The 17,663-nt window shown below is 74.5% G+C and carries 14 protein-coding genes; 13 read left to right on the top strand and 1 reads right to left on the bottom strand.

What is annotated here, in order from left to right:
• Positions 1-263 precede the first annotated feature (263 nt).
• The 6 genes from AB0E96_RS12765 to AB0E96_RS12790 all read left to right on the top strand — a co-directional run bounded on the left by AB0E96_RS12765 (position 264) and on the right by AB0E96_RS12790 (position 5,033).
• Complete coding sequence (locus AB0E96_RS12765) at positions 264-1,127, top strand: RodZ domain-containing protein (protein ID WP_359822086.1); 864 nt, start codon at positions 264-266, stop codon at positions 1,125-1,127.
• A gap of 96 nt (positions 1,128-1,223) precedes the next feature.
• Positions 1,224-2,768, top strand: a complete 1,545-nt coding sequence (gene rimO / locus AB0E96_RS12770) for a 30S ribosomal protein S12 methylthiotransferase RimO (protein ID WP_359822087.1) — start codon at positions 1,224-1,226, stop codon at positions 2,766-2,768.
• A complete protein-coding gene (gene pgsA / locus AB0E96_RS12775; protein ID WP_359822089.1) occupies positions 2,765-3,406 on the top strand; it encodes a CDP-diacylglycerol--glycerol-3-phosphate 3-phosphatidyltransferase in 642 nt (213 codons plus the stop codon). Before rimO ends, pgsA begins: the two co-directional genes overlap by 4 nt.
• Positions 3,407-3,488: 82 nt before the next feature.
• Positions 3,489-3,950, top strand: coding sequence for a CinA family protein (locus tag AB0E96_RS12780; RefSeq protein ID WP_359822115.1), 462 nt, complete (start codon positions 3,489-3,491; stop codon positions 3,948-3,950).
• Positions 3,951-4,300: 350 nt separating this feature from the next.
• The gene (locus AB0E96_RS12785; RefSeq protein ID WP_350739875.1) at positions 4,301-4,669 is read left to right on the top strand and encodes a helix-turn-helix transcriptional regulator; all 369 of its coding nucleotides are present in this window, start codon (positions 4,301-4,303) and stop codon (positions 4,667-4,669) included.
• Positions 4,670-4,724: 55 nt separating this feature from the next.
• Entirely contained in the window at positions 4,725-5,033 is a 309-nt protein-coding gene (locus tag AB0E96_RS12790) for a hypothetical protein (RefSeq protein ID WP_359822091.1), read from the top strand.
• A gap of 116 nt (positions 5,034-5,149) precedes the next feature.
• Here the strand turns inward: AB0E96_RS12790 and AB0E96_RS12795 are convergent, their stop codons facing one another.
• Entirely contained in the window at positions 5,150-9,901 is a 4,752-nt protein-coding gene (locus AB0E96_RS12795) for an ATP-dependent helicase (RefSeq protein ID WP_359822093.1), read from the bottom strand.
• A gap of 184 nt (positions 9,902-10,085) precedes the next feature.
• On the opposite strand from AB0E96_RS12795, the gene AB0E96_RS12800 reads away from it, so the two are divergent.
• The 7 genes from AB0E96_RS12800 to rny all read left to right on the top strand — a co-directional run bounded on the left by AB0E96_RS12800 (position 10,086) and on the right by rny (position 17,572).
• A complete protein-coding gene (locus AB0E96_RS12800; protein WP_359822096.1) occupies positions 10,086-11,543 on the top strand; it encodes a S8 family serine peptidase in 1,458 nt (485 codons plus the stop codon).
• A gap of 54 nt (positions 11,544-11,597) precedes the next feature.
• Positions 11,598-12,188, top strand: a complete 591-nt coding sequence (locus tag AB0E96_RS12805) for a GNAT family N-acetyltransferase (RefSeq protein WP_359822099.1) — start codon at positions 11,598-11,600, stop codon at positions 12,186-12,188.
• Positions 12,185-12,379 (top strand): DUF3046 domain-containing protein, encoded by a 195-nt coding sequence (locus AB0E96_RS12810; RefSeq protein WP_359822102.1) that lies wholly within the window; start codon positions 12,185-12,187, stop codon positions 12,377-12,379. The genes AB0E96_RS12805 and AB0E96_RS12810 overlap by 4 nt, the downstream gene beginning before the upstream one ends.
• 121 nt (positions 12,380-12,500) lie before the next feature.
• The gene (locus tag AB0E96_RS12815) at positions 12,501-13,646 is read left to right on the top strand and encodes an AI-2E family transporter (protein WP_359822118.1); all 1,146 of its coding nucleotides are present in this window, start codon (positions 12,501-12,503) and stop codon (positions 13,644-13,646) included.
• Between the two features lie 195 nt (positions 13,647-13,841).
• Positions 13,842-14,960 (top strand): recombinase RecA, encoded by a 1,119-nt coding sequence (recA, locus tag AB0E96_RS12820; protein WP_359822105.1) that lies wholly within the window; start codon positions 13,842-13,844, stop codon positions 14,958-14,960.
• Positions 14,961-14,964: 4 nt separating this feature from the next.
• Positions 14,965-15,960: a recombination regulator RecX gene (gene recX / locus AB0E96_RS12825; RefSeq protein WP_359822108.1), complete on the top strand. Its 996-nt coding sequence runs from the start codon at positions 14,965-14,967 to the stop codon at positions 15,958-15,960.
• Positions 15,961-16,102: 142 nt separating this feature from the next.
• Entirely contained in the window at positions 16,103-17,572 is a 1,470-nt protein-coding gene (rny, locus tag AB0E96_RS12830) for a ribonuclease Y (RefSeq protein ID WP_359822111.1), read from the top strand.
• Positions 17,573-17,663: the final 91 nt, after the last annotated feature.

The raw sequence follows: 17,663 nt of genomic DNA on the forward strand, positions 1-17,663 counted from the left end.
CCCGGACCGTGTCCTGAGCGAGGCATCACTCGTTCGGAGGAGGGTAGGCGCCGTGTGGGGAACCGAACGTCCGTGCGCCGCGTCACACGGCGGAAAGCGAACGCCGGGCTCCCCGCGCGGCCGCGCTGACGGTCCGTCGGCGCGATGCCGGGCCCCGGCCGGATCGGGCGCGCACATTCGGGCCCGTTCCGCTTGAGAAACGATCCGCCCACGCCCCTAGACTGTTCCCCAGCAGGTGGCCATCCGCTCGAAAGGCGTGCCCCGTGACCATCGGCAAGTCCTCCGACCGCGAGAACGCCATGTCGTCCGTCGAGCCGACCGACGACGTGGCGCAGGCGGCCGATGCCCCGAGCATCGGCCGGGTGCTGTCCACCGCCCGGATCGACTCGGGGCTCACGGTGGACCAGGTGAGTACCGCCACCCGGGTGCGGGTGCCGATCGTCCATGCCATCGAGGAGGACGACTTCGCCCGCTGCGGCGGGGACTTCTACGCGCGCGGGCACATCCGCCTGATCGCCCGGGTGGTCGGCCTGGACGGCGAGGCGCTGGTCGCCCGCTACGACGCCGCGCACGGCGGCCCGCCCGCCGACAAGCGCCCGGCGACCCAGCTGATCGACAGCGGCCCGATCAAGGTGCCCGGCCGCGGCCGGCCGAACTGGGCGGCCGCCATGGTCGCCGCGATCGTCGCCGTGGTCGCGCTGATCGGCTTCAACCTGGTCAGCGGCAAGGGCGGGCACGGCACCACCGGCTCGGCCAGCGCTCCGCTGCCCAGCGGCTCCGGGACCGGCTCGGTGGCCCCCGCCGCCACGCCCACCGTCCAGCCGCCGGCGCCCGTGCCCAGCGCCGCCGCGATCGCCGCCGTCCCGGCCGACAAGGTCACCGTGAAGCTGGTCGCGGAGGGCACCAGCTGGGTTTCCGCGATGGACGGCAACGGCAAGTCGCTGTTCCAGAACAACATCGGCAACGGCCAGGACCAGACCTTCACCGACCCCAAGCAGATCAAGCTGGTGCTCGGCAACGGCGGGGCCGTTCACGCGTACGTCAACGGGAAGGACCTCGGCCTCCTGGGCAAGGACGGGCAGGTGGTGCACGTCACGTACACCCCCGGAGACCCGCAGGCGGGCTGACCACAGGGGTCGGACGGCCCACTGATGATCAGCTGATCCGAGGCGCGCGGCCTCCGGGGCGAACGGCACCGGAGCCCGCGCGTTAATCTTGGCCCTATGCCTGAACGCCGTACTGTCGCCCTTGTCACGCTCGGATGCGCCCGCAACGAGGTGGACTCCGAGGAACTCGCCGGGCGACTGGAAGCCGACGGCTGGTTGCTCGTCGACGACGCCGCCGAAGCGGACGTCGCCGTCGTCAACACCTGCGGCTTCGTCGAAGCCGCCAAGAAGGACTCGGTGGACGCCCTCCTCGAGGCCAACGACCTCAAGGACCACGGCCGCACCCAGGCCGTCGTCGCCGTCGGCTGCATGGCCGAGCGGTACGGCAAGGAGCTCGCCGACGCCCTCCCCGAGGCGGACGGCGTCCTCGGCTTCGACGACTACGCCGACATCTCCGACCGCCTCCAGACCATCCTCTCCGGCGGCCACCACGCCCCGCACCTCCCGCGCGACCGCCGCAAGCTCCTGCCGATCAGCCCGGCCGAGCGGCAGACCGCCGCCGAGACCGTCGCCCTGCCCGGCCACGGAGCCGAGGCCGCCGCCGAACCGATCGCCGACCTGCCCGACGGCCTCGCCCCGGCCTCGGGCCCGCGCACCCTGCGCAAGCGGCTGGACGACAACCCGGTCGCCTCGGTCAAGCTCGCCTCCGGCTGCGACCGGCGCTGCTCCTTCTGCGCGATCCCGGCCTTCCGCGGCTCCTTCATCTCCCGCCGCCCCTCCGACGTGCTGCAGGAAGCCCAGTGGCTGGCCGGGCAGGGCGTGCGCGAGATCGTCCTGGTGAGCGAGAACAACACCTCGTACGGCAAGGACCTCGGCGACATCCGGCTGCTGGAGACGCTGCTCGGCGAGATCGCCGCGATCGAGGGCGTCGAGCGGGTCCGGGTCTCCTACCTCCAGCCGGCCGAGATGCGCCCGGGCCTGGTCGACTCGATGACCGGGACCGCCGACGTGGTGCCGTACTTCGACCTCTCCTTCCAGCACTCGGCGCCCGCCGTGCTGCGCCGGATGCGCCGCTTCGGCTCCACCGACCAGTTCCTCGAACTGCTGGGGACCATCCGCGGCAAGGCCCCGCAGGCCGGTGCCCGGTCCAACTTCATCGTCGGCTTCCCGGGCGAGACGGCGGAGGACTTCGCCGAGCTGGAGCGCTTCGTCACCCACGCCGGGCTGGACGCGATCGGCGTCTTCGGCTACTCGGACGAGGACGGCACCGAGGCCGCGACCTTCGACGGCAAGCTCGCCGACGACGTGATCGCCGAGCGGCTGGACCGGCTGAGCCGACTGGCCGAGGAGATGACCGCCCAGCGGGCCGAACAGCGGATCGGCACCGAGGTCGAGGTGCTGATCGAGTCGGTCGAGGACGGCGTGGTCGAGGGCCGCTCCGCCCACCAGGCCCCGGAGACCGACGGCCTGACCACCCTCACCGGCGTCGAGGCCCCCGCGATCGGCCAGTTCTGGCGGGCCAAGGTGGTCGCCAGCGAGGGCGTCGACCTGATCGCGGAGGCGCTGGAGCAGGTGCGACTGCCCAAGGCGGCCGGGGCCTCCCAGGCCGGGACCCAGCAGGCCGGGACCTCGGGGGTCGGGACCTCGGGGGTCGGGGAATGACCAAGGGGCCAGGCGCCCCGGCCGCGGCCCACCCGGGGAGACCGGTGGCCGCGGCGCCGTCCGCCCCGGGGGTCTGGAACATCGCCAACGTGCTCACGATGGTCCGGGTGCTGCTGGTGCCCGTCTTCGTGGCGCTGCTGTTCGCCGGCGGCGGGCACGACCCCAAGTGGCGCTCGGTCGCCTGGGCCTCGTTCGCGATCGCGATGATCACCGACCTGTTCGACGGTGAACTGGCCCGGCGCAAGGGCCTGGTCACCGACTTCGGGAAGATCGCCGACCCGATCGCCGACAAGGCGATCATGGGCTCCGCGCTGATCGGCCTCTCGCTGCTCGGTGACCTGCCCTGGTGGGTCACGGCGGTGATCCTGGCCCGCGAGCTGGGCATCACCCTGATGCGGTTCTGGGTGATCCGCTACGGGGTCATCCCGGCCAGCCGCGGCGGCAAGCTCAAGACGCTGACCCAGGGCACCGCAGTCGGCATGTACGTACTGGACCTGACCGGCTGGCTGGCCACCGGGCGGGCCGTGCTGATGGGGCTGGCGGTGCTGCTGACCGTCGGCACCGCGCTGGACTACATCGGGCAGGCGCTGCGCCTGCGCCGCGAGGGACGACAGGCCGCCGCGCGGGCGGGCCGCTGAGCGACGGGGGGACCGGGTGGCGGATCGGGACGCGGTGGAGCGCGACGCGGCGGAGCGGGCCGAGGCGGAGCGGGACTACGCACTGGCCGAACGCGCGCACGCCGCGCTGCGGGCCGAGGGCGGCACCCTGGCCGTCGCCGAGTCGCTGACCGGGGGCCTGCTGGCCGCCGCCCTGGTGGACGTCCCCGGGGCGTCCACGACCTTCCGGGGCTCGGTGACCGCGTACGCGACGGAGCTGAAGGCCTCGGTGCTCGGGGTGGACGAGGGCCTGCTGGACGTGTACGGGCCGGTCCACCCGGTGGTGGCCCGACAGATGGCCGAGGGCGTGCGGGAGCTGCTGGGCGCCACGTACGGGCTCGCGACGACCGGGGTGGCCGGGCCGGACCCGCAGGACGGGCGACCGGTGGGCACCGTACACCTGGCGGTCGCCGGCCCGGGCGGAACTCTGGTCAGTTCTCCCCTGCTGTCGGGCGGTCGTGCCACAATCCGTCACGGGGCGGTGACCGCCGCGCTGGAGCTGCTGGTCGGTCGGTTCGCACGGTAGGCCCGTTCGTACGGCGGGTCCGTCCGTACGACAGGGGGCCCGCCGGGAACGGCTCCACGGACCGGGATCCGTCGGCCCGGCGCGCGGGTATGGGACAGCTGGAGGATCGTGTTACATCCAACACCCTGGTTGGGCAGAAACCAGGTGGCGAACGAGTTGCGCGACGGTGGCCGGGCGGGCCGCGACGGGTACCACGAGGGGCCCGCGAACCCGGGTGCGACACCGGAACAAGGAGGGGGGCGGCCTTGCAGCCCAGAGTGAACACGACCGGGGTCCCCGCACGCGAAGCGGGCAAGGCGGTACGGTGGGGACGTGACATCTCGATCCGCAGTCCGAGGAGGGAGGCACCGATGATCCTGCTCCGTCGCCTACTGGGCGATGTACTGCGTCGGCAGCGCCAGCGCCAGGGCCGCACACTCCGCGAGGTGTCGGCGGCCGCCAGGGTTTCGCTCGGATACCTCTCCGAGGTCGAGCGAGGACAGAAGGAGGCCTCCTCGGAGCTGCTCTCCGCCATCTGCGACGCACTCGACGTCCGGATGTCCGAGGTCATGCGCGAGGTCAGCGACGAACTGTCGCTCGCCGAACTTGCGGCGATGGCCACCCTCTCCGAAGGTGATCTGCTGAGGCCGGTTCTCGAACCGGTTCCGCTGCCCGCCCCCGGCACCGACCGGGCGAACCTGTCGCCCAAGGCCGCCGCGATGGACGTGGTCGCCGCCTGACCCCGGCCTCGATTCCCGGGCGTCCCTGCCCGGGGCGAGCGAAGGGAGGGCGGTCGTGCGAACAGACGCGCAGACGCGCCCGATGGCCCGAATACGGGCCCGGGCGCGACTGTTCCTCCGGGTACGGCGTCCGGCGCGGTGGGTGCTGGTGGTCTCCGTGACCGGGCTCGCCTGGTGGCTCCTGGCCGTCCGGGGGCAGCTGACCCACGGCGCGGTGCTGGGGCTCCTCGCGGCCGGCGGCTGGGGACTCGGTCTCATACCGGTCCACGCCGACTGGAACGCGACCGGACCGGCCCGGCGCCCCCGTACGGAACCGGTGGGCCCGGTGGAACCTGTGGAGGCGCAGCCGCCGCCGATCGGGTGATTCGACGTGGCGAAAGGCCGCGGGGTTCTCGACCCCGCGGCCTTTCGGCGTTCTCGCACCCCTGGACCGAAAGGCCCCGGGCCACCGGTCCACGGCGGTCCGGGGCGCCGGGGGCTTCAGGGACGCAGCCGCAGGCCGCGCGGGGTGGCGTGGAAGCCGGCCTCCTCCAGGGCGCGGCCGAGCGGGGAACCCAGGGCGGGCTCCCCGTTGGCCCGCTCGACCGTGACGCTGCCCAGCGCGCCCTCCCGGACGGCGGCCGCGAGCGCCCCGGCCGCCAGCGCCCGGGTGGCCTCGTCCTCCGGCCAGGCCAGCAGGGACTTGCCGCCGCGCTCGACGTACAGGGCGAGCTCGCCGTCCACCAGGACCACCAGGGCACCCGCCTTGCGCCCGGGGCGGTGGGCGGTGGACTCCCGGCCGCCCGGGGCGGTGGGCGGCTCGGGCCAGGGCAGGGCCGCGCCGTAGGCGTTGGCCGGATCGGCGGCGGCCAGCACCAGCGCCTGCGGCGGCTCCCCGACAGGGGCGGCCGGCCACTCCGCGGCCCGGGCGCGCTCCAGCCGGCCGCTGACCGAGCGCAGCCGGTCGGCCGCGCCCTCCATGGCGAACTGGGCACCGCCCAGGCCCTCGACGAAGTAGCCCCGGCGGGCCCGGCCGCGCTCCTCCATCGCGGCCAGCACCCGGTAGACCCCGGCGAAGCCGCCGGGCACCCGTTCGGCCGCCACCGCGCCGCGGGTGAGCAGACCGTGCCGGTCCAGCAGGTTCTGCGCCTGGGCGGTGGCCCGGACCGTCGGGTCGGAGGCGAAGGCCGGCAGCAGCGACCAGCGGCCGGCCACCGTCGGCGGACCGCTGCGCAGGGCCCCGCCGACCCGGCCGAACGACCGGCCGGCACCCCCGTAGCGGCCGCGCGGGGTGGACCGGGGCGCGCGGTGGGCGGTGGCGCCCGCCGTCCGGCCGGAGCCGAGCAGGGCACGCAGCGGGGCGAGGGTGTCGTTGGTGACGAAGCCGGCCCAGAGGAGGTCCCAGAGGGCCTCGACGACCTCCGGTTCGGGCGTCTCCTCCGGGAGCTGCTGGACGAGTTGGCGGAAGAACAGGCCGTAGCCGCCGGTCAGCGCGGACATCAGGGCGCTGTGCACCGGCGTGAGCGCGGGCGGAACGGGCTCGGGGCGCAGCAGGTGGGCGTTCTCGGCGAGGTGCAGGCTGAGCCAGCCGTCCTTGCCGGGCAGGGCGCCGGCCCCGCACCAGCCGATCTCGCCGGCCGCCATCAGCTCGTCCAGCAGGCCGGGGGAGTAGTCGGCGAGCCGGGCCGGGAGGATCAGCTTCTCCAGCGCGGAGGCGGGCAGGGCGGTGCCCTGGAGCTGCTCGACCACCCGCAACAGGCCGTCCGGGCCGCGCAGTCGATGGCCCGCCAGGTGCTGCCACTGCGGCAGGAAGGCGCCCAGGGCACGCGGCGGGACCGGCTCGACCTCCTGGCGCAGGGCGGCCAGCGAGCGGCGGCGCAGCCGGCGCAGCACCTCGGCGTCGCACCACTCGGGGGCGGTGTGCCACTCGGGGTCGATGTGGCTGCCGGCCGGCCTGAACTGGCCCTGGACCAGGCGGCCGGCGGCGGTCAGACGGTGCAGGGTGCCGGTGACCACGGCGGTGCCGAGGCCGTGGCGGGCGGCCGCCTCGGCGTCGGTGAACGGGCCGTGGGTCCGGGCGTGGCGGGCGATCAGGTCCCCCAGGGGGTCCTTGACCGGCTCGGTGAAGGCCTCCGGGACGCCGACCGGCAGCGGGGTGCCCAGGGCGTCGCGCAGCCGCCCGGCGTCCTCGATCGCGGCCCAGCGCTGCTCGCCGGCGATCCGGACCTGGATCACCCGGCGGGCCGCCTCCAGCTCCAGCGCCCAGAGCGGCTCGGCGCCGCGGGCCGTCAACTCGGCCTCGGTGAGCGGACCGAGCAGGCGCAGGGCGTCGGCGACGCCCTCGGCGTCCTTGATCCGGCGTTCGGGGGTGAGGCGCTGGAGCTCGGCCTCCAGCTCGGCGAGCACGTCGGGGTCGAGCAGCTCGCTCAGCTCGGCCTGGCCGAGGAGTTCGGACAGCAGCCGGGAGTCGAGGGAGAGGGCGGCGGCGCGGCGCTCGGCGAGCGGGGAGTCGCCCTCGTAGAGGAACTGGGCGACGTAGCCGAAGAGGAGCGAGCGGGCGAAGGGCGAGGGCTCGGGGGTGGTGACCTCGACCAGCCGGACGGCGCGGGACTCCAGATCGCCCATCAGCTCGACCAGGCCGGGGACGTCGAAGACGTCCTGCAGGCACTCCCGGACGGCCTCCAGGACGATCGGGAACGAGCCGTACTCGGAGGCGACTTCGAGCAGTTGGGCGGCGCGCTGGCGCTGCTGCCAGAGCGGGGTGCGGCGGCCGGGGCTGCGGCGGGGCAGCAGCAGGGCGCGGCCGGCGCACTCCCGGAAGCGGGAGGCGAACAGGGCGGAGCCGCCGACCTGGTCGGTGACCAGCTGCTCGATCTCGCCCGGGTCGAACAGGGTGGCGTCGGCGCCCACCGGGGCCTCGTCCGGGGCGGAGCGCTCCGCGGGGGCGTTGAAGTCGAAGTCGAGGGCCAGCAGGTCGGCGTCGGGCAGGCGGAGCACGATGCCGTCGTCGGCGTGCATGACCTGGGGGTCCAGGCCGTGCTTCTCGCGCAGCCGGGCGCCGAGGGCGAGCGCCCAGGGGGCGTGCACCTGGGCGCCGAAGGGCGAGTGGACGACGATCCGCCAGTCGCCGAGCTCGTCCCGGAAGCGCTCGACCACGATGGTGCGGTCGTCCGGGAGGTGTCCGCAGGCGGCGCGCTGCTCGGCCAGGTAGTCCAGCAGGTTGGCGGCCGCCCAGTCGTCCAGGCCGGCCCGCTTGAGGCGTTCGGTGGCGGCCTCGGGGCCGAGGGCGCTCAGCTCGCGGGTGAACGCGCCCAGGGCGCGGCCGAGTTCGAGCGGGCGGCCGAGGGTGTCGCCCTTCCAGAACGGGAGCCGGCCGGGGACGCCGGGGGCGGGGGTGACCAGTACCTTGTCGTGGGTGATCTCCTCGATCCGCCAGGAGGTGGTGCCGAGGGTGAACACGTCGCCGACGCGGGACTCGTAGACCATCTCCTCGTCGAGCTCTCCGACGCGGCCGCCGCCCTTCTTCGCCGTCTTCGGGTCGGACGCGGCCGACCCCGCGATGAAGACGCCGAACAGGCCGCGGTCGGGGATGGTGCCGCCGGAGGTGACGGCCAGCCGTTGGGCGCCGGGGCGGCCGGTCACCGTGCCGGCCACCCGGTCCCACACCAGGCGGGGGCGCAGCTCGGCGAAGGCGTCCGAGGGGTAGCGGCCCGCCAGCATGTCGAGCACGGCGTCGAAGGCGGACTGCGGGAGGGTCGCGAAGGGCGCGGCCCGGCGGACCACGGCGAGCAGCTCGTCCACCGGCCAGGAGTCCAGGGCCGTCATCGCGACGAGCTGCTGGGCGAGCACGTCCAGCGGGTTGCGCGGGATGCGCAGTGCCTCGATCCGGCCGGCCCGCATCCGCTCGGTGACCACGGCGGACTGCACGAGGTCTCCCCGGTACTTGGGGAAGAAGACGCCGGTGGAGACGGCGCCGACCTGGTGGCCGGCCCGGCCGACCCGCTGCAGGCCGGAGGCGACCGAGGGCGGGGACTCGACCTGGACGACCAGCTCGACGGCGCCCATGTCGATGCCCAGCTCCAGGCTGGAGGTGGCCACCACGGCGGGCAGCCGGCCGGCCTTCAACTCCTCCTCGACGAGCGAGCGCTGCTCCTTGGAGACGGAGCCGTGGTGGGCCCGGGCGATGACCGGGGGCGCGCCCCTGGCGGCGCCCGAGCCGCCCATCAGCTCGGCGGGGGCGTGCGCCTCGGGGAAGACGGTGCCGGTGGCGCGCTCGTGGGCGATCTCGTTCAGCCGGTTGCACAGCCGTTCGGCCAGCCGGCGCGAGTTGGCGAAGACGATGGTCGAGCGGTGCGCCTCGACCAGGTCGACGATCCGCTCCTCGACGTGGGGCCAGATCGAGGCGCCCCCGGCCCGGCCGCCGGGAGGTGCCCCCTGCCGCTGCGGATCGTTCCCGGCGGCGCCGCCGGTGGCCGGGGCGGCGGGCAGGTCGTCCAGGTCGGGGACGGGGACGACCACCGAGAGGTCGAACTCCTTGGCTGCGGCGGGCTGGACCACGACGGCGCCCCGTCGCGGGCTGAGGAATCGGGCCACCTCCTCGACCGGGCGGACCGTCGCGGACAGGCCGATCCGGCGGGCCGGGCGGTCCAGCAGCTCGTCCAGCCGCTCCAGGCTGAGCGCGAGGTGCGCGCCGCGCTTGGTGCCGGCGACCGCGTGCACCTCGTCCAGGATCACCGTGTCCACGCCGCGCAGGGCCTCCCGGGAGGCGGAGGTGAGCAGCAGGAACAGCGACTCGGGCGTGGTGATCAGGATGTCCGGCGGGTGGGTCGCGAAGCGGCGGCGGTCGGTGGCCGGGGTGTCGCCGGAGCGGATCGCTACCTGGACCTCGGGCTCGGGCAGGCCGAGGCGGACGGCGGCCTGGCGCAGGCCGGTCAGGGGCGCGCGCAGGTTCCGTTCCACGTCCACGGCCAGGGCCTTGAGCGGTGAGACGTAGAGGATCCGGCAACGGCGCTTGGACTCGGCGGGGGGCGGGGTGCTGCTGAGGCGGTCGAGGGCGGAGAGGAAGGCGGCCAGCGTCTTCCCGGAGCCGGTGGGGGCGACCACCAGGACGTCCGTCTCCCGCTGGATGGCGCGCCAGGCCTCGGCCTGGGCGGCGGTGGGGGCGGAGAAGGCACCGGTGAACCAGGCCCGGGTGGCCGGGGCGAAGCCGGCCAGGGGGTCGTCGGCGGGCGGGGTGGGGTGCTGGGGCGCCATGCCCCCATGGTGCCGGGTGGGACTGACACGTGGGGCGGGAGGCGAGGGGGGCAGGGGAACCGGCGGGAGGGGGATACGGGCGAGGAGCAAGCCGGAGAGCAGAAACGATGATCCGCTCATATGGTGAGGAATCGGATGTTTGACCCATCCGTGACCGAACGGACCGACGAGCGGAGACCGTGCGATGGTGCAGGCGCACCCGTCGGGCCGGACCGCCCGGCGCCGTCGGCTCCGCGGACCGGCCAGGGCGCTGCTGGCGATGCTGCTCACGGCGCTGGTGCTCGGCGGCGCCGTCCCGTACATGGCCGGGCCGGGGCGGGCGTACCTCAGCTACCTGGTGCTGGCCGAGGGCGAGGACGCCGCCGGCGCGGCCCGGGCCGGGACGGAGAGCAGGGCGGCGGGCGGGCAGGTGGTCCAGGAGTACCCGCAGATCGGGGCCGTGCTGGTGTACGCGACCGGGCCGTTCGCCGAGCGGGTGCGGGCCAGGCCCGGGATCGCCGCCGTCGGGGCGACCAGGACCGCGCCGGTGGTCGCGCCGCCGCGGCAGGTGGCGGGCGCGGGGGACTTCACGGCGGGCCCCCGAGGGGGACGGGGCGGCGACCGGGCCGACGGGGAGACCGTCACGGTGCCCGACCCGGGGGAGGGGGACGCCTGGAACCTCGCCATGATCGGCGGCGGCGCCGCGCCCGGCCCCGACGTGCTGCACGGGGTGCTGGTCGCCGTACTGGACTCCGGGGTCGACGACACCCATCCGGACCTGCGCGCCGCCGTCGACCCGAAGGCCTCCGCCTCCTGCGCGGACGGCAGGCCCGACGCCCGCACCGGCGCCTGGCGGCCCGAGCCCGGGGTGGCCGAGAGCGGCCACGGCACGCACGTCGCCGGGATCGTCGGCGCCGCCCGGGACGGCCACGGGGTCTCCGGGGTGGCGCCCGGCGTGCGGATCGCGGCGGTGCGGCTGCTCGGGCCGCTCGGGCAGTACTACGCGGAGAACATCGTCTGCGGCCTGCTCTGGGCCGCCGACCACGGGGCCAGGGCGATCAACAACAGCTACTTCGCCGACCCGTGGAAGTACAACTGCCCCGAGGACGCGGACCAGGCCGCGCTGGTCGCGGCCGTCGGCCGGGCCGCCGGCTACGCCCGGCGGAAGGGGGCGGTGGTGGTCGCCTCGGCGGGCAACGACGGGCAGGACCTCGGCGCGGCGCGGACCGACGAGCGGAGCCCCAACGACCGGATCTCGGGGCCGGCGCCCGTCCGCCGCCTCGGCACGGAGTGCGTGCGGCTGCCCGGGGAACTGCCGGGGGTGGTCACCGTCACCGCGCTGGACCGGGACGGGCACCCGGCGGGCTACTCCAACCACGGGCGCGGACGGGTCTCGCTGGCCGCGCCGGGCGGCGAGCCGGACGGCGGGCCGCAGGGGGCGGTCGTGTCCGACTGGCCGGACGGGAGGTACGCGGCGCTGGCGGGGACCTCGATGGCGGCGGCGCACGTGACGGGAGCGGTGGCCGTGGCGGCGGCGCTGCGTCCGGGGGCGGGGGCGGACGAGCTGGTGGGGATGCTGACCGGCGCGGCCGGGGCCGGGTGTGCCGCGGGGTGCGCGGAGCGGGGGTACTTCGGGGCGGGGGTACTGGCCCTGCCCCGTTGAGGGGCCGAGGAAAAGCGGGTGACGGGGCGGTGTCGCGGGGGCGAGGATCGGGGCATGGGCGATGCGGATGCGGGTGTGTTCCTGGAGACCGAGCGGCTGGCGTTGCGGCGCTTCGGCCCGGATGACGTCGAGCGGCTCGTGGAACTGGACGGTGACCCACAGGTGATGCGCTTCCTGACCGGGGGGAAGCCGAGTGCGCGGGAGTGGGTCGAGGGGGAGCTGCTGCCGCGGTACCTGGAGTGCTACCGGCGGTACGGCGATCTCGGGTGGTGGGCGGCCGAGGAGCGGGCGGGCGGGGCGTTCCTGGGGTGGTTCGAGTTCCGGCCGACGCGGGAGGGGGAGCGGAGCGAGGTCGAGCTCGGGTACCGGTTGCGGCGGGCCGCTTGGGGGCGCGGGTACGCGACGGAGGGGGCGCGGGCGCTGGTCCGGCTCGGGTTCGCGGAGCTGGGGGTGGAGCGGGTGGTGGCTTACACGATGACGGTGAACGCGGGCTCGCGGCGCGTCATGGAGAAGAGCGGGCTGTCGTACGTCCGCACGTTCCACGAGGACTACCCGGAGATGATCCCGGGCAGCGAGCACGGGGAGGTCGAGTACGCGCTGACGCTCGGGGAGTGGCGGGCGCGGTCCGGGATACTTGGGGCATGAGGCTGACGGAGTTCTGGCGACGGATGTACGCGCACTTCGGGGAGGCGTACGCGGAGTCGTTCGCGACCGACCACGTGATGAGCGAGCTGGGCGGCCGGACGGTGCGGCAGGCGTTGGAGGCGGGCTGGGAGGCCAAGGACGTCTGGCGCGCGGTCTGCGACACCCAGGGCGTCTCCGGGGTGCTGCGCTGACTGCCGGCCTCCGGACGGCATGGGACAGACTGTCCGGGTGACAAATAGCGCGGAACAGAAGAATTCGGACCGGGATGCCGACGGCGCCCCGGCGGGTGGGGGGCTGTGGGGCGGCGGCGGGATGCCGCGCTGGCTGCCGCGGGCGATGGTGCTGTTCCTGGTGCTGGTGGGGCTGTTCCAGCTCGCGGACTGGGCGTTCCGGCAGCTGATCGACCTGTTCGTGATGCTGCTGGTGTCGTTCTTCCTGTCGTTGGCGCTGGAGCCGGCCGTGGACCGGATGGCGGCGCGGGGGGTGCGCCGGGGCATCGGGACCTTCCTGGTGTTCGTGGCGGTCGGGGTCGCGGTGGTCGGCTTCCTCGCCGCGCTCGGGACGCTGCTGGTCGACCAGGTGGCGAAGATCGCCGGGGATCTGCCGCACCTGGTCGACAGCCTGATCGGGTGGATCAACCGGACCTTCCACCAGGAGCTCTCACTGGGTGAGTTGCAGAATCGATTGCTCAAGGACTCCGGCGCCATCGAGAGCTACGTCCAGCAGGCCGCCGACAACGTCTGGGGTGTCTCCTCCACCCTGATCGGCGGGCTCTTCCAGGCCTTCACGGTCGGGCTGTTCACGTTCTACTTCACCGCCGAGGGCCCGCGGGTGCGCCGGACGGTCTGTTCGATGCTGCCGCCGGCCAAGCAGGGCGAGGTGCTGCGGGCCTGGGAGATCGCGCTCGCCAAGACCGGGGGCTACCTCTACTCCCGGGCCCTGCTCGCGGTGGTGTCGTCCATCGGGCACTGGGTGATGTTCGCGCTGCTGGACCTGCCGTACGCGGCGGCGCTGGCGGTCTGGGTGGGCGTCATGTCGCAGTTCGTGCCGACCATCGGGACGTACCTCGCCGGGGCGCTCCCGGTGCTGGTGGCGCTGACGGTGGACCCGGTGGACGCGCTGTGGGTGCTGGGCTTCGTGGTGGTCTACCAGCAGATCGAGAACTACCTGCTGCAGCCGCGGATCACCGCGCGGACGGTGGACGTGCACCCGGCGCTGGCCTTCGGCTCGGTGATCGCGGGGGCGGCACTGCTCGGCGCGGTGGGCGCGCTGATCGCGATCCCGGCGGCGGCGACGCTCCAGGGCTTCGTGGGCACGTACGTGCGGCGCTACGAGGTGGCCACCGATCCCCGGATCGACCGGGGCGAGCAGCGGCGGGCCAGGCGGGAGCTGCGCCGGGAGGCCGCCCGGAGGCTGCGCCGGATGGTCGGCCGGGACGGGGCCAGGCGCGGGGAGTGACCCGGGACGCCGCTCCCGGGGGTGCCTCGGGAGCGGCACGGCCCGGACGTGCGACGCTTGAATCGAACAGATGTTCTTTGTACTCTCCGGCGAGGAGTTTTCCACAGGCGGAGCCCGGTCGGGCTCGTTTGTCAGTGGGACGCGCTAGCGTCGATGACGATGAAGCGCACAGCACAGAACCCGAGGGAAAAAGCCATGGCAGGTACGGACCGCGAGAAGGCCCTTGAGACCGCTCTCGCCCAGATCGAGCGGCAGTTCGGCAAGGGCTCGGTGATGCGCCTCGGCGAGAAGGCCAACGAGCCGGTCGAGGTGATCTCCACCGGGTCCACCGCCCTGGACGTCGCCCTCGGGGTCGGCGGCATTCCGCGCGGCCGAGTGGTCGAGATCTACGGCCCCGAGTCCTCCGGCAAGACCACCCTGACCCTGCACCTGGCCGCCAACGCGCAGAAGGCCGGCGGCACGGTCGCGTTCGTCGACGCGGAGCACGCGCTCGACCCGGAGTACGCCAAGAAGCTCGGCGTGGACACCGACGCCCTGCTGGTCAGCCAGCCGGACACCGGTGAGCAGGCGCTGGAGATCACCGACATGCTGATCCGCTCCGGCGCGATCGACCTGGTGATCATCGACTCGGTCGCGGCGCTCGTGCCGCGCGCCGAGATCGAGGGCGAGATGGGCGACTCGCACGTCGGTCTGCAGGCGCGACTGATGAGCCAGGCGCTGCGCAAGATCGCCGGTGCGCTGAACCAGTCGAACACCACCGCGATCTTCATCAACCAGCTGCGCGAGAAGATCGGCGTGATGTTCGGTTCGCCGGAGACCACGACCGGTGGCCGGGCGCTGAAGTTCTACGCCTCGGTCCGCCTCGACATCCGCCGGATCGAGACCCTGAAGGACGGCACCGAGGCGGTCGGCAACCGCACTCGCGTCAAGGTGGTCAAGAACAAGGTCGCCGCGCCGTTCAAGCAGGCCGAGTTCGACATCCTCTACGGCGTGGGCATCAGCCGCGAGGGCGGCCTGATCGACATGGGCGTGGAGCACGGCTTCATCCGCAAGTCGGGCGCCTGGTACACCTACGAGGGCGACCAGCTCGGCCAGGGCAAGGAGAACGCCCGCAACTTCCTGCGGGACAACCCGCAGCTCGCCGACGAGATCGAGCGGAAGATCAAGGGCAAGCTCGGCATCGGTCCCAAGGTGGAGGAGCCGGCCGAGGGCGCGGAGGCCGCCGCCGCCGCTGCCGACGGCGCCGCCAAGCCGATCACCGCGACCGCCACCAAGACGGCCGCGGCGAAGAAGACGGCGGCGGCCAAGGCCTGAGCCGTTGACGCAGCACGACATGGCGGGCGGCGGCCCGGAGGACGACGACCACGGGCCGCCGGACTGGTTCGCCGCGGTCGCGGAGGAGCCCGAACCGGTGGTCGCGAAGCCCCGGGGGTCGCGCTCCCGGGGCCGCGGCCGGGCCACCACACCGTGGGCATCCGGCCCTGAGCCGGAGTTCGACCTGGCTCCGGCCCGGGCGCGGCGCGGCGCGGCGCCCGGGCCGGAGTCGGCGGAGACCCCGGTCGAGGCGCTCGGCCTGGTCTCCGCCTCCGAGCTGCCCACCGGCCGCCGGCGGAGACGCTCGGCCCTGGCGGCCGAGGAACTCGGAGCGGGGCCCGCTCCGACACCGACGGCCGCGGAGAGCGGCCGGGGCGGGGCCGAGGCGGCCGGTCACGGGGGTGCGGCCGCCTCGACCTCCCGTCGCGGCGCACGGCGGGGCCGTTCCACGGCGGGGCCGTCCGACGAGAAGGGCACCGCCCGGGCCTCCCGGAAGCAGGCCGAGGAGTCCGCCGACCCGGAGGCCCGCGCCCGGGACATCTGCCTGCGGCTGCTGACCGGTGCCGCGAAGACCCGCAAGCAGCTCGCCGACGCCCTGCGCAAGCGGGAGATCCCCGACGAGGTGGCCGACGAGGTGCTCACCCGGCTCGAAGAGGTCGGGCTGATCGACGACGCGGCCTTCGCCCAGGCCTGGGTGGAGTCCCGGCACGCCGTCCGGGGTCTGTCCCGGCGGGCGCTGACCCAGGAACTGCGCACCAAGGGCGTCGCCGCCGACCTGGTCGAGCAGGCTGTCGCCCAGCTCGACCACGACGACGAGACGGACGCGGCCCGGGCCCTGGTCGAGCGCAAGCTGCGGTCCACCCGGGGGCTGGACACCCAGGTGCGCACCCGGCGACTGGTCGGGATGCTGGCCCGGCGCGGCTACTCCGAGGGGCTGGCGTTCCGGGTGGTGCGCGGTGCGCTGGAGGAGGAGCAGAGTGAACTGCCGGGTCCGGAATAGTCAGGAGCGGTGGCAGTTCTGTAGGCGTCTTGGAGTGAACCAGGTCAACTCTTGACCGTTTCGTGACCCCCACCTAGCCTCGCCATCAGTTCCCGGGCGCCTCCGGACGGCGGCCCGCGCGGCGACGGGGGAGTGGGCGGCAATGGGGATCTCGGCGGGCACCGGCCCGAGCGGCTCACTGGTGGTGGTCGCCGGATCGGCCGCACTCCTCCTGCTGTTGTTCGCCGCGGCGGCCGGGCTGGCGATCGGGCGGCTGCGAGCGGCCCGGCGCCGTGCGTCGGCCGAGGCCGAGCAGGCCCGCCGGTGGGCCGAGGGGCAGGCCGACCGGCAGCGGGTCGAACTGGCCCGGCGCGAGGAGGACATGGCCGAGGAGCTGCGCAGGCTGCGCCGTCGTGAGGACGAACTGGCCGAGCGCTCCGCCGAGTTGGAGCTGTCCCGGGGTGAGGCCGAGGCGCTGGTCACCCGGCGGGTGGCGGCCCTGGAACGGGCCGCCGGGCTCTCCGCCGAACAAGCCCGCGCCGAACTCCTGCGGGAGGCCGAGGAGTCGGCCCGGCGGGAGGCCGTGGTCACCGTCCGGGAGATCGAGCGCGAGGCCAGGGAGGAGGGCGAGCGCCGGGCCCGGGACATCGTCGCCGGGGCGGTCCAGCGGCTGGCGACGGAGCAGACCGCGGAGAGCGCCGTCACCGTCCTCCCCTTGCCGAACGAGGACATCAAGGGCCGGATCATCGGCCGCGAGGGCCGCAACATCCGCGCCTTCGAGGCGGTCACCGGTGTGAACCTGATCGTCGACGACACCCCGGAGTCGGTGCAGCTGTCCTGCTTCGACCCGATCCGCCGGGAGACCGCCCGGCTCACCCTGGAGCAGCTGGTCGAGGACGGCCGGATCCACCCGACCAGGATCGAGCAGCTGTACGAGCGCAGTCGCGAGGAGGTCGGGCAGCGCTGCGTCCGGGCCGGCGAGGACGCCCTGATGGAGGCCCGGGTCGGCGGGATGCACCCCGAACTCGTCCGCACCCTGGGCTCGTTGCGCTACCGGGCGTCGTACGGGCAGAACGTGCTCGGGCACCTGCTGGAGTCCGCGCACCTGGCCGGGATGATGGCCGCCGAGCTCGGGGTGGACCCGGAGCCGGTGCGGCGCGCGGCGCTGCTGCACGACATCGGCAAGGCGCTCACCCACGAGTCCGAGGGCAGCCACGCCGCCGTCGGCGCGGAGCTCGCCCGGCGGTACGGCGAGACCCCCGAGGTGGTGCACGCGATCGCCGCCCACCACAACGAGGTCGACCCCCGCACCGTGATGGCCGTGCTGACCCAGGCTGCGGACGGCTGTTCGGGCGGTCGGCCGGGCGCGCGCAAGGAGTCGCTGGAGCTGTACGTCCGGCGGCTGGCGCGGCTGGAGGAGATCGCGCGCTCGCACGAGGGCGTGGCCGAGGTGTTCGCGATGCAGGCCGGCCGCGAGGTCCGGGTGATGGTCCGGCCGGAGGCGGTGGACGACCTCGGTGCCGAACTGATCGCCCGCGAGGTGGCCCGCCAGGTCTCGACCGAGCTGACCTACCCGGGCCGGATCAGGGTGACGGTGGTCCGCGAGAGCCGGGCCACCGCGGTGGCCGGCTAGAAGTCTGATGAAGATGTTGGGTTCTGGCCCCACTGCGTGAGCGGTGGGGCCAGACTCGTTTCGTGGCGATGGGGGAATGGGCCGGGGAGCT

The sequence above is a fragment of the Kitasatospora sp. NPDC036755 genome, from assembly GCF_040636595.1.
Lineage (GTDB): Bacteria > Actinomycetota > Actinomycetes > Streptomycetales > Streptomycetaceae > Kitasatospora.